The 12,183-nt window shown below is 58.0% G+C and carries 11 protein-coding genes and 3 pseudogenes; 6 read left to right on the top strand and 8 right to left on the bottom strand.

The features are described 5' to 3' along the window. Nucleotides 1-46: 46 nt before the first annotated feature. Together ACIPZH_RS10835 and ACIPZH_RS10830 are read left to right on the top strand one after the other, a co-directional pair. Nucleotides 47-481 (top strand): YeeE/YedE family protein, encoded by a 435-nt coding sequence (locus tag ACIPZH_RS10835; protein WP_241805289.1) that lies wholly within the window; start codon nucleotides 47-49, stop codon nucleotides 479-481. Nucleotides 482-483: 2 nt separating this feature from the next. After that, entirely contained in the window at nucleotides 484-903 is a 420-nt protein-coding gene (locus ACIPZH_RS10830; protein ID WP_241805288.1) for a DUF6691 family protein, read from the top strand. An 89-nt stretch (nucleotides 904-992) separates the two neighbouring features. On the opposite strand, the gene ACIPZH_RS10825 is transcribed toward ACIPZH_RS10830, so the two are convergent. Then, complete coding sequence (locus ACIPZH_RS10825; protein ID WP_267816852.1) at nucleotides 993-2,030, bottom strand: diguanylate cyclase; 1,038 nt, start codon at nucleotides 2,028-2,030, stop codon at nucleotides 993-995. Between the two features lie 476 nt (nucleotides 2,031-2,506). Between ACIPZH_RS10825 and ACIPZH_RS10820 the strand changes: the two genes are divergently transcribed. The 3 genes and pseudogenes from ACIPZH_RS10820 to ACIPZH_RS10810 all read left to right on the top strand — a co-directional run. Further along, a complete protein-coding gene (locus tag ACIPZH_RS10820; RefSeq protein ID WP_400636165.1) occupies nucleotides 2,507-4,558 on the top strand; it encodes a TonB-dependent receptor in 2,052 nt (683 codons plus the stop codon). A gap of 211 nt (nucleotides 4,559-4,769) precedes the next feature. After that, a pseudogene (locus tag ACIPZH_RS10815) lies at nucleotides 4,770-4,835 on the top strand (MerR family DNA-binding transcriptional regulator); the annotation flags it as partial. Further along, nucleotides 4,828-5,400, top strand: a pseudogene (locus tag ACIPZH_RS10810) (2,4-dienoyl-CoA reductase); the annotation flags it as partial. The pseudogenes ACIPZH_RS10815 and ACIPZH_RS10810, both read left to right, overlap by 8 nt. Nucleotides 5,401-5,422: 22 nt before the next feature. Here the strand turns inward: ACIPZH_RS10810 and ACIPZH_RS10805 are convergent. The 3 genes from ACIPZH_RS10805 to ACIPZH_RS10795 form a co-directional block, all read right to left on the bottom strand. Then, nucleotides 5,423-6,826, bottom strand: coding sequence for an FAD-binding oxidoreductase (locus ACIPZH_RS10805; RefSeq protein WP_400636164.1), 1,404 nt, complete (start codon nucleotides 6,824-6,826; stop codon nucleotides 5,423-5,425). A gap of 419 nt (nucleotides 6,827-7,245) precedes the next feature. Then, nucleotides 7,246-7,509 (bottom strand): DUF3077 domain-containing protein, encoded by a 264-nt coding sequence (locus tag ACIPZH_RS10800; protein ID WP_400636163.1) that lies wholly within the window; start codon nucleotides 7,507-7,509, stop codon nucleotides 7,246-7,248. Nucleotides 7,510-7,653: 144 nt separating this feature from the next. Next, a complete protein-coding gene (locus tag ACIPZH_RS10795) occupies nucleotides 7,654-7,896 on the bottom strand; it encodes a hypothetical protein (protein ID WP_400626766.1) in 243 nt (80 codons plus the stop codon). 917 nt (nucleotides 7,897-8,813) lie between these two features. Here ACIPZH_RS10795 and trbK point away from each other — a divergent pair. After that, complete coding sequence (gene trbK / locus ACIPZH_RS10790; protein ID WP_400636162.1) at nucleotides 8,814-9,059, top strand: entry exclusion lipoprotein TrbK; 246 nt, start codon at nucleotides 8,814-8,816, stop codon at nucleotides 9,057-9,059. A 422-nt stretch (nucleotides 9,060-9,481) separates the two neighbouring features. Here trbK and ACIPZH_RS10785 read toward each other — a convergent pair whose 3' ends face one another. From ACIPZH_RS10785 to ACIPZH_RS10770, 4 genes and pseudogenes are all read right to left on the bottom strand, one after another. Next, a complete protein-coding gene (locus tag ACIPZH_RS10785; protein ID WP_267816848.1) occupies nucleotides 9,482-9,745 on the bottom strand; it encodes a DUF3077 domain-containing protein in 264 nt (87 codons plus the stop codon). Nucleotides 9,746-9,889: 144 nt separating this feature from the next. Next, nucleotides 9,890-10,132 (bottom strand): hypothetical protein, encoded by a 243-nt coding sequence (locus ACIPZH_RS10780; RefSeq protein WP_241805278.1) that lies wholly within the window; start codon nucleotides 10,130-10,132, stop codon nucleotides 9,890-9,892. Nucleotides 10,133-10,633: 501 nt separating this feature from the next. Further along, nucleotides 10,634-10,918 (bottom strand): hypothetical protein, encoded by a 285-nt coding sequence (locus ACIPZH_RS10775; RefSeq protein ID WP_400636161.1) that lies wholly within the window; start codon nucleotides 10,916-10,918, stop codon nucleotides 10,634-10,636. Between the two features lie 198 nt (nucleotides 10,919-11,116). Continuing rightward, nucleotides 11,117-11,974: pseudogene (locus ACIPZH_RS10770) on the bottom strand (IS1182 family transposase); the annotation flags it as partial. Nucleotides 11,975-12,183: the final 209 nt, after the last annotated feature.

The following is a 12,183-nucleotide window of genomic DNA, read 5'->3' as shown; positions in this document are numbered from 1 at the left end:
TGCTGTTCAACGCCCTATACCAGGTTCACTACGCCGGAGGTGCAACATGAGCATTGATTGGATCAACTTCACACCCTGGAGTGCTTTGGGGGGAGGGGCTTTGATCGGGCTGGCCGCCAGCCTGTTCATTCTGGCCAATGGCCGCATCGCCGGCATCAGCGGCCTGCTTGCAAGTGTGATGCAAAGGGGCAGTGAGGGCTGGGGTGAGAAGGCGCTGTTTGTTCTCGGCCTGCTGATTACGCCTTTGCTGTGGGGGCTGTTCGCCGTGCTGCCGGAAATCGAAATCGATACCCCGTGGCCGGCGTTGGTGATTGCCGGGCTGCTGGTTGGCCTGGGGACACGATACGGCTCGGGTTGTACCAGTGGCCACGGCGTGTGTGGTGTCTCCCGCTTGTCTCCCCGCTCCATCGTGGCGACGGTGTGCTTCATGGCCAGCGGTTTTGCCACCGTGTACGTCATCCGCCATGCGCTGGGGGCCTGAGAATGAACAAGTTGACGGCTTTTGTCGCCGGGTTGATCTTTGGTCTGGGCCTGCTGTTGGCAGGAATGGCGAACCCCGCCAAAGTGCTGGCTTTTCTCGATGTGACCGGGGCCTGGGATCCGTCACTTGCACTGGTGATGGCCGGGGCCATCGCGGTGGCGGCTGCGCCGTTGAATTGGGCCCGCAAACACCAGCGGTCGTTGCTGGGCGCCCCTATGCAGTTACCTGTGAAAAGAGAGCTGGACGCCCGTCTGATCGGTGGCAGCCTGGTGTTCGGCATAGGCTGGGGCATTGCCGGCATCTGCCCGGGGCCTGCGGTCGCTATCTCGCTGACCGGGCACTGGCAGATACTGGTATTCGTATTGGCCATGCTGGCGGGGATGTATGCGTTCACTGTGCTGCAGGGGCGGCGTACACCCTGAGGAGGTGCCCGCCGCCTGTTTGCATGGATCACGCTGTCCTGAAACGAACGTCAGGCACAGGCCAACTCTTGCGTCTGCAGATATCCAGGTCAGTCAACGGTTGCTACATAAACCACCCGGTCACGCCCATTCTGCTTGGCGCTGTAGAGCCCGGAGTCGGCGCGTTCCAGCGCCCGGTCGAGGTGCTCTTGATCGTTGAGCAGCGTGCAGCCGATGCTCAGGCTGACACGCAGCGGGCCGGTGGGCAGTTGTAGCGGTTCGCTGCCGATCATCTGCCGCACCCGCTCTGCAATCCCCTTGAGCTCTTCGCTGTCGTTGACCATGACCAGCGCGACGAATTCCTCGCCGCCCTGGCGCACCACCAGATCGTCCGGGCGCAGCGCTGCGCGCAGGCGGCGGGCGCATTCGCACAGCACCTGATCGCCAGTGGCGTGGCCATACCGGTCGTTGATGCTTTTGAAATGGTCGAGGTCCGCATAGATCGCCCCCAGGCGCAGGCTGCTCTGTGCTGCGCGGCGCCGCTCGTGGTCCTCGAACGCTGTCAGACCGTTGCGGTTCCACAGCTGCGTCAAAGGGTCGAGCATGGCCTTGCGCTGCTCTCGGTCCATTTCCAGGCGCAGGTCACGGTTGGTCTGGATCAGGCCACGCAACTGCAGATAACCCTCTGCGAGGGTGGCCAGGTCCTTGAAGTTGGCTTGCTGCGTTTCGTTCAGCGTGCGCGGGCGAGGGTCGAGCATGCACAACGTCCCTATGGCTTTGCCATTCCCCGCGCGCAACGGATGGCCGGCGTAAAAGCGGATGTAGGGTGGGCTGAGTACCAGCGGGTTGTCGACGAAACGCGGGTCATGCGTGGCATCGGGGACCAACAAGGTGCCTTCGCCAAGGATGGCGTAGCCACAGAAAGAAACATTGCGCGGCGTCTCGGTGGCCTCCAGCCCGATACGTGCCTTGAACCACTGGCGCTCCTGGTCGATCAGGCTGATCAGCACGGTGTCCACTTGCGCCAGTTGCTGGGTAAGCCGTACCAGGGTGTCGAGGTAATGCTCGGCCGGTGTGTCGAGCAGGTGCATCTCATCCAGAGTGCGTTGGCGAGCTGCTTCGTCGGAGGGCAGGGGACAAGCTGGCATGGGGCTTCCTTTTTCTGGGGGTGCGGGCGGCACCTGTCAGAGGCTGCGGCATTCGTTGCGAGGACAGGATCAGCACGCGATTTTCTAGCAAAACGGGATGTTCTGGTATAGGACGCAAACTGCAGCATTTCCAGGCCACATGCTAAATCCGCAGGCCAGGCTCAAGGACGCATTCACGCCTGATAGTTCGGCTCCAACAGTATCGCCCACCAGCCGCGTCAGGTCAGGACCATTATCGGCAGGTTGTGAAGTGGTAGCGCTTTGGGCAGTAGTGGCCCCTCGTGCTCGGCGAAAAGGCCATGGCAATCAAGGTCAAGTCGGCGCGCTAGAGCGCAGCGAACGATGCGGCTATAGGTCCAATGGACCCGTTCCACGAACACGTTTAGTTATGGTATAACGTTTTCATATGGCAAAAAGAGGCCCTGCCTCCTGCCGCTGTCGCCCACCAACACTCAACCCCCGCCTCAGGAACCTTCATGCGATTCACCCCAGCTTCGTTTGCCATCTTCACAGCAATGTTCACACCTGAAATCCTCGCCGAACAGACGGGTAACTCCACCATCATCCTCGGTGATGTGAATATCACCGAAACTGCTGCTACAGCCCTGAGCACTGAAAATGTGCTGACCTCGGTCGATGTCCTGGGCGGCGATCAGGTGCGAGACAAGAATGTGATGAACAGTTGGCAGCTGTTGGGGCAGATGCCGGGCATCCAGTTGACTGAAACAGGGCAAGGCGCCGAGTCAGGCAAGGTCACCTTCCGCGCATTCAATGGCGAGGGCTACATCAACGGCATCAAGACCTTGATCGACGGTGTGCCGAGCAATGTGAACAGTGGTAACCAGCGCTTCATTGACATGATCTTTCCGCTGGACATCGAGTACATCGAAGTCGTGCGCGGTACCAACGATCCGCGCTATGGGCTGCACAATATCGGTGGCAACATCAATTTCGCGACCCGCCAAGGCGGGAACTATGTCGATAGCCGTGTGACATACGGCAGCTTCGACACGCGTGAAGTGCAGTTGGCAGTTGGGCATGAAGAGGGGAATTTCGCCCAGAACTATATCCTCGCCAAACAGGACAGCAACGGTTTCCGCGACCACAGTGAGTCCAACAAATATGCGCTTGGCGGCAAATGGTTCGTCAGCAACGACGAACAAGACTTCCGTGTCGGCCTTATCGCTCGCCTTTACCACCACCAGGCCCAAGAGTCTGGTTTCCTCACCCGCGAACAACTGCACGGCAGCCGCACCCAATCGCCGGCCAAGAACGCCAATGACGGTGACGACCGCGACATGAAGCAGCTGAGCCTGCACGCCGACTGGCAGCTCGCCGACGACCTGAGCCTGAGCAGCAAGCTGTACTACAACAGTTACAACGATGACCGAACCATCACGTTCACCGATTACCAGCCCGGCAACGCGCCACGCCAGCGCCGGCAGTGGGATGAGCAGCAGCGCGGGATGCTCAGTAACCTGACCTGGCGCGCTAACGATGTGCTGACGCTGGATGGCGGCATCAACTACGAGGAGCAGGACAATGAGTATCGTCGCCTGCGCTACAGCTATGGGATCCCGACCGACTTCGATGCCCCTGCGGCACGTGTGCAGAATGACGACACTTACACCCTGCGCAATATTGGCGGTTATGTGCAGGCGGTCATTCAGCCTACCGACGCGCTGAAGATCATCCCAGCCATGCGCGTCGACAAGTTTTCTGGCAACAGCGTGACGCTTGGTGAGGTCAAGGGATCCCTGCAGGATTACGGCTGGATCCGCCAGCCGAAGCTGAGCGTCATCTACAGCCTCACCCCGGAGATCGACCTTTACGCCAACTGGGGGCGTACTTTCCAGATTCTTACCGGCTCTGGCGGGCCCGCTTACAGGGTGCCTGGGCAAACCTCGTACGACCCGTCGATCAACACCGGCAAGGAAGTCGGCATCAAGTTTCAGCCATTCCCTGGGGCTCAAGCGCGGGTTGCGCTGTGGCAACAGGATGCGACCGATGAAGTTGCTAACATGCCCAGCACTGGCACCACGGTCGGTCTTGGCGAAACACGCCGGCGTGGCGTGGACATGCAGATCAGTGCTCAGCTGGACGATCAATGGACGGTATGGGCGTCCCACGCGATCCAGGAGGCCAAAGTGGTCAAGGCCTACGCGGCGAACGGCCAGTCTTTGGCGGGCAAAGAGGTATTTTCCACCCCGCGCTACATTAGCAATCTGGGCGTGGACTACCGATACAATGACGACTGGAAGTTCGGGGCGCAGGGGCGGGCGCAAGGCAGCTACTACATCGACGAGCAGAACGAGCAGGGCAAGTACGGTGGTTTCGTGGTCGTGGACGCCAGTGTCAGTTACCGCATCACCGCGTCAACCAGCGTGGATCTGCAGGTGAAAAACCTCTTTGACCGTGAGTACGAATATGTCTGGTATGACAACTTCTTCTGGGGCGGCGACGACCAGGCGATGTTCTCGCCAGCACCAGGCCGTTCAGCGTTCGTTTCGATAAACATGAGTCTTTGACAGGTCAGGGCATCGGCCAAGTGACTCTTGAGGGCGATCTAACGCCTTCAAGAGGTCTGCGGGATCAAAAAGCCAGTTCACCCTTCGCCGCGAAAAGCCGAGCCGCTCGTTGCAAGCGTTGCAAGTGGCAGGGTCCTACCTGATGCCTGGCCGCCTGATGGCTTTAGGTTTAAAGTCAACTTCAAGGTCAACAGGCATTTCAGGGTGAGGCATGAGAATAGGCGAACTGGCGAAAATCAGTGGATTGAGTCCGTCACGCATCCGATTCTACGAGGCGAGGATTCACCACCGATGACGCGAAAAAGGTTGTTGAGCTGCTCAATGACCTGGGCGTCGACATGGTGGAGTTGTCGGGAGGCAGTTACGAAGTACCTGCCATGCAGGGGCACGCGCGCGATGGTCGCGCCCTGGCTCGCGAAGCGTATTTCGTCGAGTTTGCCCGTGATCTCCAAACCGTCGCCAGAATGCCGGTGATGGTCACCGGCGGTATACGTCGCCGCCCGGTAGCTGAAAGCGTCGTGCAGAGCGGGGTGGACATGGTAGGCATGGGAACGGCGTTAGCCATCGATCCGCACCTGCCTCGTGCCTGGTTGCAGGGGAAAGACAACGCCCCTGAATTACCGCCGATCACCTGGAAAAACAAAGCCATCGCGGCCTTGGCGAACATGGCGGTAGTGAAGTTTCAATTGCGCAAACTAAGCCGGGGTAAAAAGCCCGACCCGAGCGTGTCGCCGCTGCGCGCGCTGATCCTGCAACAGCTCAACATGGCTTTTCGTACTCGCCAGTATCGTAAATGGAGTGAAAGGTCGGAGCATTACAACGGACTGAGAGACGCAAGATGACCCGTGCGCAGGGCCAATCTGGTCACAAGCTTTCCACTATCCCGTGTTGGTACTTGTCCCAGAGCTTGTTCCGGAATCGATCGCCTGGGTCGACTTGTGCTTTGAGTGCGAGCAGACGCCGAGCGTTTGGGTAGGCACTTGAGAACTGTTCCTGCGTTGCATGCAGTTGATAGGGAAGGTAGTAGGTACCGCCAAGCAACAGCGCAGCGTCGATGAGTTCGCGTGTCCACACACCAACCTGCTCGCGATCATCCACCTCCACGCGCTGCCAATAATAAAGCACGAAGGAAAACACCTCTTCGCGTGCCCAGGACAGAAACGAGTCGGGGTCGGCTGGTGCGTGTCGAATGGATACATTGACGGCGTCAACGCGGTGCGCCTGGAGGATGGCGGCCATTTGTTTCACGAACGCATTGAACTGTGCCACCGGCACAAAATACTCCTGCAATGCGTAGGTACCGTTCCGGGTTACAATGGGGCCAAGCGAGGCGACATCCGCACTGGCCTCGTAGTTGCGCCGCACCACCGGTTGGTTGAAATAACGCAGTGGATCGATCACATCCTTGCGAAGCATTGGGCCGCCGGGAAGCTTGGTCACACTCCACATGACGGTCTGGTTGATTTTGTAAGACTGCCCCGGCGCAACCAGCCTTTCTGCGACCGTCAACGCTTTGTCCGAAGTGTGCCACGTGACGGACGTGGCTGTGTCGAAAAAAGGGGGAGTCAAATCGGCGTTATGCAGGATGGCCTGTTCGTTGTTGCGCACTCGGTCATTGAAAAAACTCGGGTAATCAGCCGCTGGCATGCGCTGTATCTGACGTTCAATTGTGGTGTTGGGCACCAGGTCCAATTCGACCTCAGTGATCACTCCCATCGCGCCATAGCCACCGATAGCAGCGTAGAAGAGGTCGGAATTCGTGGTGCGGGACGCTTCTAATGCCGAACCGTCCGCAAGCACCAGTTGCAGAGAACGCACAGAGTTGATGACCGGGCCAGCGCCGACGTAGCGTCCATGAGCGTTGACCGAGAGCGATCCGCCGACGGTGAAATTGGCATAGCTCTGCATGATTTTTATCGAGAGGTCGTCTGGGTCGATGACCGACTGCAAGTCACGCCACCGCATCCCTGTTTGCACGCGTATGACTCTGTTCTCAGGCGAGTATCGGATCACCTGGTCAAACTGCCGCATGTCGAGGTGCAGGCTGTCTTCGGTCGCAATTTGTCCCCCCATGCTATAACGGCCACCACCGATGCTGACTGGGCCTGACGACATAGCGAGCGCTCGCTGTATTTCGCCAGTGGTGCGGGGTGCGAACAGGCGATTGACCCAAATCGGATTGAGCATCGTCACATCGTTCACCAAGACGCCCGATGGTGCCGCCCATGACGACCAGGGCGCAAACACACTGACGGCAATCCCGGTCATCCCTGCCTGGAGTAAATGTCGCCGAGTGAGAGTAGGCGAGGACGCTGAAACGTTATGCAGTTGCGTATTGTCAACCAATTGCGTTGCCTCGCTATGAAGCGAAAATACCGGGCGTGTTCGGACTTCCAAGCAGACTAGCTGAATTGACCGTACACCGGAGTATGGCCGTTACCAGGCCTTCGCCAATGTTAGTTTTGCGTCCGGGCGGCGTGAAACCTGCGCAGCAGGTTGGCTCGTCAACTAACGACCTGGAAATCCCACACCTGTGGACTGCCCCCAAGAAGCTGACCCCTGGAGGCAGTCCAGGAATGTCACCAGCCTTCAGGTATGCGCTGTACCCGTGGGAGCCGCGCTTGCCGGCGATGGGCCGCGAAGCGGCCCCGGTTGCAGATGTTCGCCTTGGTCAGGCAGTTCAGCCCTTAGTGCATCATGCCCAGCTCGGCATCATCCATCAGTGCTTTGGCCAACGCACTCAGGTAGTGCGAGGCCCAGATCAGCTGTGGTTTACCTTCCATCAAGCCTTCGATGGTCAGGTCCCGCACATAGCCCATCAGCTCTGAAGCCTGTTCGCGGGCATTCTGGCAAGGGATGCCCGCTTCGATGCGAAACAATGGGTGGGTCTGGTTTTTACCCTGGTAGAACGTGGTCTTACCGACAGTGACTTTGGTGTCATCTGGGGTCATTGCGTTGCCTCCCTGAAGGTTTAGGGCCTGGGCAAACGTCATGACGGGCAACCCGCCTTTAGCTCAGCACCGGTCTCACGCAGCGCGCTGTGCGTGCGGGCTTGCCGGCCACAGCGCCCGCCCAGGCAACACAGGCTTAACGGCCTAGTGCAGGGTGCGTGGTTCGGTCGGCATCTGCAGCTGGATCAGGGCTGATTCGAGCAGCACGCGTAGCGACTCGAGCTCATGCATCGAGGCCATCATCAGAACCGAGGCGGGCGTTCTGGGCTGTAGCGAAACAGCCTGCTGCGCCACGCTCTGCGCGCACAGGGCGAACTCCGCAGCCTGGATGATCGTGTCTTCGAGGGAGTGGTGGTTGTGGGGTGGATCGGGGACCATTTTGAGCATTGCATAGTACCTTCAATTAGGCGGTCACCTATCGGCTGTCAAACAGAAGGGTGGCAGCTGTACATGGGTTGACAGACCGGCGGACTATGCAAGTTCCGGCGCACGCAAGCGTGCCCGCACGTACAGCCGCCATTGAAGGCAAGCCGTATGCATAATACCGTCGCGGCCTGTCAAAGCCGATCGCTGAACAACAGCGACCCGCCGAGACTAGAATGCAGCCCAAGCGACCGCAACGGAAAAAGTGCGGTGGGAGTATGTTTGGGAAATGGACTACAAGGAAGAGGCAAAATCTGATTTCTTGGCGTTTCCAGCGCCCAAGATGTGGGTGACGGAGTCTTGAAACACCACAGGTCATGGCTCAGCACTTTCACCCATGGCTGGAGGAGCAGCTCGGTGACGCTCGGTATTATGGATTCGAGCGCTTGGATGGTGACCTTCCAGTAGGTTGCGGGGATTGGCCTTATGAGCATTGCCCGGCCTTCCTATCCATCGCACCCAACCCTGGGTAAGGGGGGAGGGAGTTGAATGTGTTTGTCCATCCGGCCTATCGCTGCTGATTTCTAGTCTTGGCCTTGATGCAAGCTGTTGATGCCGAGTTCGCTCGCCGAGGAATCACCTTCGCTGTCCTGCACGCCACCGCGACGGGCAAATCGCTCTCTAAGGAAATCGGTTGGACTGGGGCGGCGGAAATTGCCAGATCCATGAGTTGATGGTGACCGCATTCGACCCGTTGCGGCCAACCAATTTGATTGCCTGGAGGCATGTACCACGGCGCAGCGGAGTCGTCCCAAAACGGCCGTTGGTGTATGGCGAGGGAAATGGTCAAACCTGGCGTTTCACGTCACCACGCTTTAGGCTACCGCCGGGCTCGAGGGAGTCCGTTACCACGCTAAACGCAATGACTGAAGGATCAAAATATGGATATCAAATTGGCTCGGCTGGGTGCAGCCATGGGATTGGCCGTGGTTTTGGCAGCTTGTTCGGAGGAAAAAGTGCCCGAGCCGACAGCAGACAACTGTGCTCCAGTGATGTACGAAAAGAATCTGGCGAGCTTATCGAAAGAGTCGAACCGTAACGAGTTCATCGCAAACTGCAAGAGCTTCCTCGCCGCGAAGAAAATGACCAATTGGGAATTCAAGAAAAGCCCAGAAGACAATTTCTGAGAATCTAGCCTGACAAGCCATCTCGGCCAATAAGGAGCCTACGGGCTCCTTATCTTTCGGATCGCGCTCAGCGGACCTATTGCCCAGAACCGCCGTTCTCGGATGGCTCCAGATCATCGCACTTATCGATGAGATCTTCCGTTTTTTTGCCATCTGGTAGCGTCTCCCAGTACTCAGGAGTGCAATGCTCTTCGGACACTGAATAATCAGCCTCATCGACCGCCATGGCGAAACCTGAAGCAAGCGCAGCAGTGAGAAAAATTACAGATTTAGTCTTTTAGAAATTGGGCAAGACGGTTGCTTCCATAGGTAAAGCGCAGGCCTGAAGAATTGCGCGGTCGCGGTGGGAGCCGCGCTTGCCGGCGATGGGCCGCGAAGCGGCCCCGGTTGCAGATGTCCGCCATGGTCAGGCAGTTCAGCCCTTAGTGCATCATGCCCAGCTCGGCATCATCCATCAGTGCTTTGGCCAAGGCACTCAGGTAGTGCGAGGCCCAGATCAGCTGTGGTTTACCTTCCATCAAGCCTTCGATGGTCAGGTCCCGCACATAGCCCATCAGCTCTGAAGCCTGTTCGCGGGCATTCTGGCAAGGGATGCCCGCTTCGATGCGAAACAATGGGTGGGTCTGGTTTTCACCCTGGTAGAACGTGGTCTTACCGACAGTGACTTTGGTGTCATCTGGGGTCATTGCGTTGCCTCCCTGAAGGTTTAGGGCCTGGGCGAACGTCATGACGGACAACCCGCCTTTAGCTCAGCACCGGTCTCACGCAGCGCGCTGTGCGTACGGGCTTGCCGGCCACAGCGCCCGCCCAGGCAACACAGGCTTAACGGCCTAGTGCAGGGTGCGTGGTTCGTTCGGCATCTGCAGCTGGATCAGGGCTGATTCGAGCAGCACGCGTAGCGACTCGAGCTCATGCATCGAGGCCATCATCAGAACCGAGGCGGGCGTTCTGGGCTGTAGCGAAACAGCCTGCTGCGCCACGCTCTGCGCGCACAGGGCGAACTCCGCAGCCTGGATGATCGTGTCTTCGAGGGAGTGGTGGTTGTGGGGGGGATCGGGGACGACCTTTAACATAGCTATTTACCTTTTTTGTGCCGCCACCTGTCTGCTGTCAAACAGAAGGGTGGCAGCTGTACGTGGGTTGACAGACCGGCGGAAATAGCTAAGTTCCGGCGCACGCAAGCGTGCCCGCACGTACAGCCACCATAAGGGGGCCGCACACTATTTGCCGTCACAGCCTGTCAAAGCTGTATCGTTGATGAGCAACGACCCGCCGAGACTAGAACGCAGCCCAAGCGACGGCAACGGAAAAAGTGCGGCGAGAGTATGTTTGGGAAATGGACTACAAGGAAGAGGCAAAATCTGATTTCTTGGCGTTTCCAGCGCTCAAGAGGTGGGTGACGGAGTTTTGAAACCCCACAGGTCATGGCTCAGCACTTTCACCCATGGCTGGAGGCGCGGCTCGGTGACGCTCGGTATTTTGGATTCGAGCGCTTGGATGGTGACCTGCCAGTCGGTTGCGGGGATTGGCCTCATGAGCATTGTTGAGGCTGCTCAGCCGAAGCAATGAACGGGTTATAAGAATGGAATTAACGTGGCAACTGCCACACCGGCTTGAACCAAGAGCGTGACCGAGAGCCATTTGGGCTCCCGCCGTATACACCAGTAAACCGCGTTGAAGATCATTGAAATCAGGTTGGTGAGCGCCAGGATCGCAAACGCAAGAATGCCCGAGATCTTGACGGGGGAAGTGGTTGGCGACTGAAGTACGTAAAGCGCCAGGATCGGGCCAAGGATCACTGTTGTGATCGAAAGGCCAGCCACCGTGCGGGTGAACTTTAAAGCCTCGTCGGGCGTCATTGCGTGGGATGTCCTTCTATGTCCGGGCTTGTGGCATCACTGCCAATGGGTACATTCTGCGGCGTTCACGTAAGGGTTCACAAGGACGTCCATGATTCCCGTCGATATGCCGCTCATGTTGCTCGGCTGCATGATCTACATCTTTTCCGGGCTTGCACGCATCGCCCCCATCCAGTACTTGAGCGTTCCAAATGGAGGGTCACGTGCTTGCTTCGCCGTGTTGCTCAACTGGCCGCGATCATGACCGACATTCGTCACCTCATGCGCAACGATCAGATGGTGCTGATCGTCAACGGCCATCTGCACGTTATAGCCAACGGTGCCAGTGTCCCGACCACCAACTGACATGGAGCGACCATCGGGATCTGTGAGAGAGATTTGTTTGTCTGGGGTTTGAAGTAGCTGCGCTTCAATGTCTTTGAGCTTCTGCATCTGCTGTTTCAGCGTTTCGATCTTCTCTTTCGGTCGCTCGGCCTTGGCCACAGCCACCTCCGGCATTGCCCGGTCCCCCGAATCCATCGCTGTCAGATAGCGCTCAATACTCTGCTCGACTTGCTGCATCCGGGCCTTCACCTTGGCCTGGGTGAAGTTACGGTCGCGATTGTTCACGGCTTTGAACTTGCTGCCGTCGATGGCAATGATTGAGTAGGAGAACAGGTTGAGGTTGCGACAGAGGATCACGAACTGACGGCAGACACTGCGAATGGCTTTACCGTTGTCCTTGCGAAAGTCGGCGATGGTTTTGAAATCTGGAGCCAGACGCCCCGTAAGCCACATCAACTCAACATTGCGTTCAGCTTCACGCTCGATCCGGCGGCTGGACTGAATGCGGTTTAGGTAGCCGTAGATGTAGATCTTCAGCAGGACCGCTGGATGGTAGGCCGGGCGACCTGTTGCTGCCGGATCGACGCCTGCGAAACCGAGCGCGCTCAGGTCGAGTTCATCGATAAAGACATCGACCACTCGCACTGGTTTTTCATCGGTGATGTAGTCATCCAGGCACTCTGGCAGCAATGTGACCTGCGTCCGAGTCTTACCTTCGATGAACCGCTTCATGATTGTCCCCGCCACGATCACGACGGTCAGAAGGTTAGACAACTGCGGGCGTTTTCACACAGCCTGGACCCATAGCTGCCGTTCGCTAGGGGCAGCTATGAGCCAAAACCGGACGCTCAAAGGTATCTGTGAATGCAGAGGCGATTCAATGTTCTTGTGAGGCTCAGAACGGGTTCAACGCTCCTTTACACGACTCGACAATCGAGGCC

Origin of the sequence: Pseudomonas sp. NPDC089758, from assembly GCF_044748705.1 — a bacterium.
In the GTDB taxonomy this organism is placed as follows: domain Bacteria; phylum Pseudomonadota; class Gammaproteobacteria; order Pseudomonadales; family Pseudomonadaceae; genus Aquipseudomonas; species Aquipseudomonas putida_X.
This window is presented reverse-complemented; position numbering and strand designations above follow the sequence as displayed.

Excerpts from the sequence above, each read along its gene's own strand:
- ACIPZH_RS10805 (WP_400636164.1), bottom strand. The coding sequence starts at position 6,826 with ATGACCGGGATTGCCGTCAGTGTGTTTGCGCCCTGGTCGTCATGGGCG.
- ACIPZH_RS10830 (WP_241805288.1), top strand. The coding sequence starts at position 484 with ATGAACAAGTTGACGGCTTTTGTCGCCGGGTTGATCTTTGGTCTGGGC.
- ACIPZH_RS10775 (WP_400636161.1), bottom strand. The coding sequence starts at position 10,918 with ATGACGCCCGACGAGGCTTTAAAGTTCACCCGCACGGTGGCTGGCCTT.
- ACIPZH_RS10800 (WP_400636163.1), bottom strand. The coding sequence starts at position 7,509 with ATGACCCCAGATGACACCAAAGTCACTGTCGGTAAGACCACGTTCTAC.
- trbK (WP_400636162.1), top strand. The coding sequence starts at position 8,814 with ATGGATATCAAATTGGCTCGGCTGGGTGCAGCCATGGGATTGGCCGTG.
- ACIPZH_RS10825 (WP_267816852.1), bottom strand. The coding sequence starts at position 2,030 with ATGCCAGCTTGTCCCCTGCCCTCCGACGAAGCAGCTCGCCAACGCACT.
- ACIPZH_RS10785 (WP_267816848.1), bottom strand. The coding sequence starts at position 9,745 with ATGACCCCAGATGACACCAAAGTCACTGTCGGTAAGACCACGTTCTAC.
- ACIPZH_RS10820 (WP_400636165.1), top strand. The coding sequence starts at position 2,507 with ATGCGATTCACCCCAGCTTCGTTTGCCATCTTCACAGCAATGTTCACA.
- ACIPZH_RS10795 (WP_400626766.1), bottom strand. The coding sequence starts at position 7,896 with ATGCTCAAAATGGTCCCCGATCCACCCCACAACCACCACTCCCTCGAA.
- ACIPZH_RS10835 (WP_241805289.1), top strand. The coding sequence starts at position 47 with ATGAGCATTGATTGGATCAACTTCACACCCTGGAGTGCTTTGGGGGGA.
- ACIPZH_RS10780 (WP_241805278.1), bottom strand. The coding sequence starts at position 10,132 with ATGTTAAAGGTCGTCCCCGATCCCCCCCACAACCACCACTCCCTCGAA.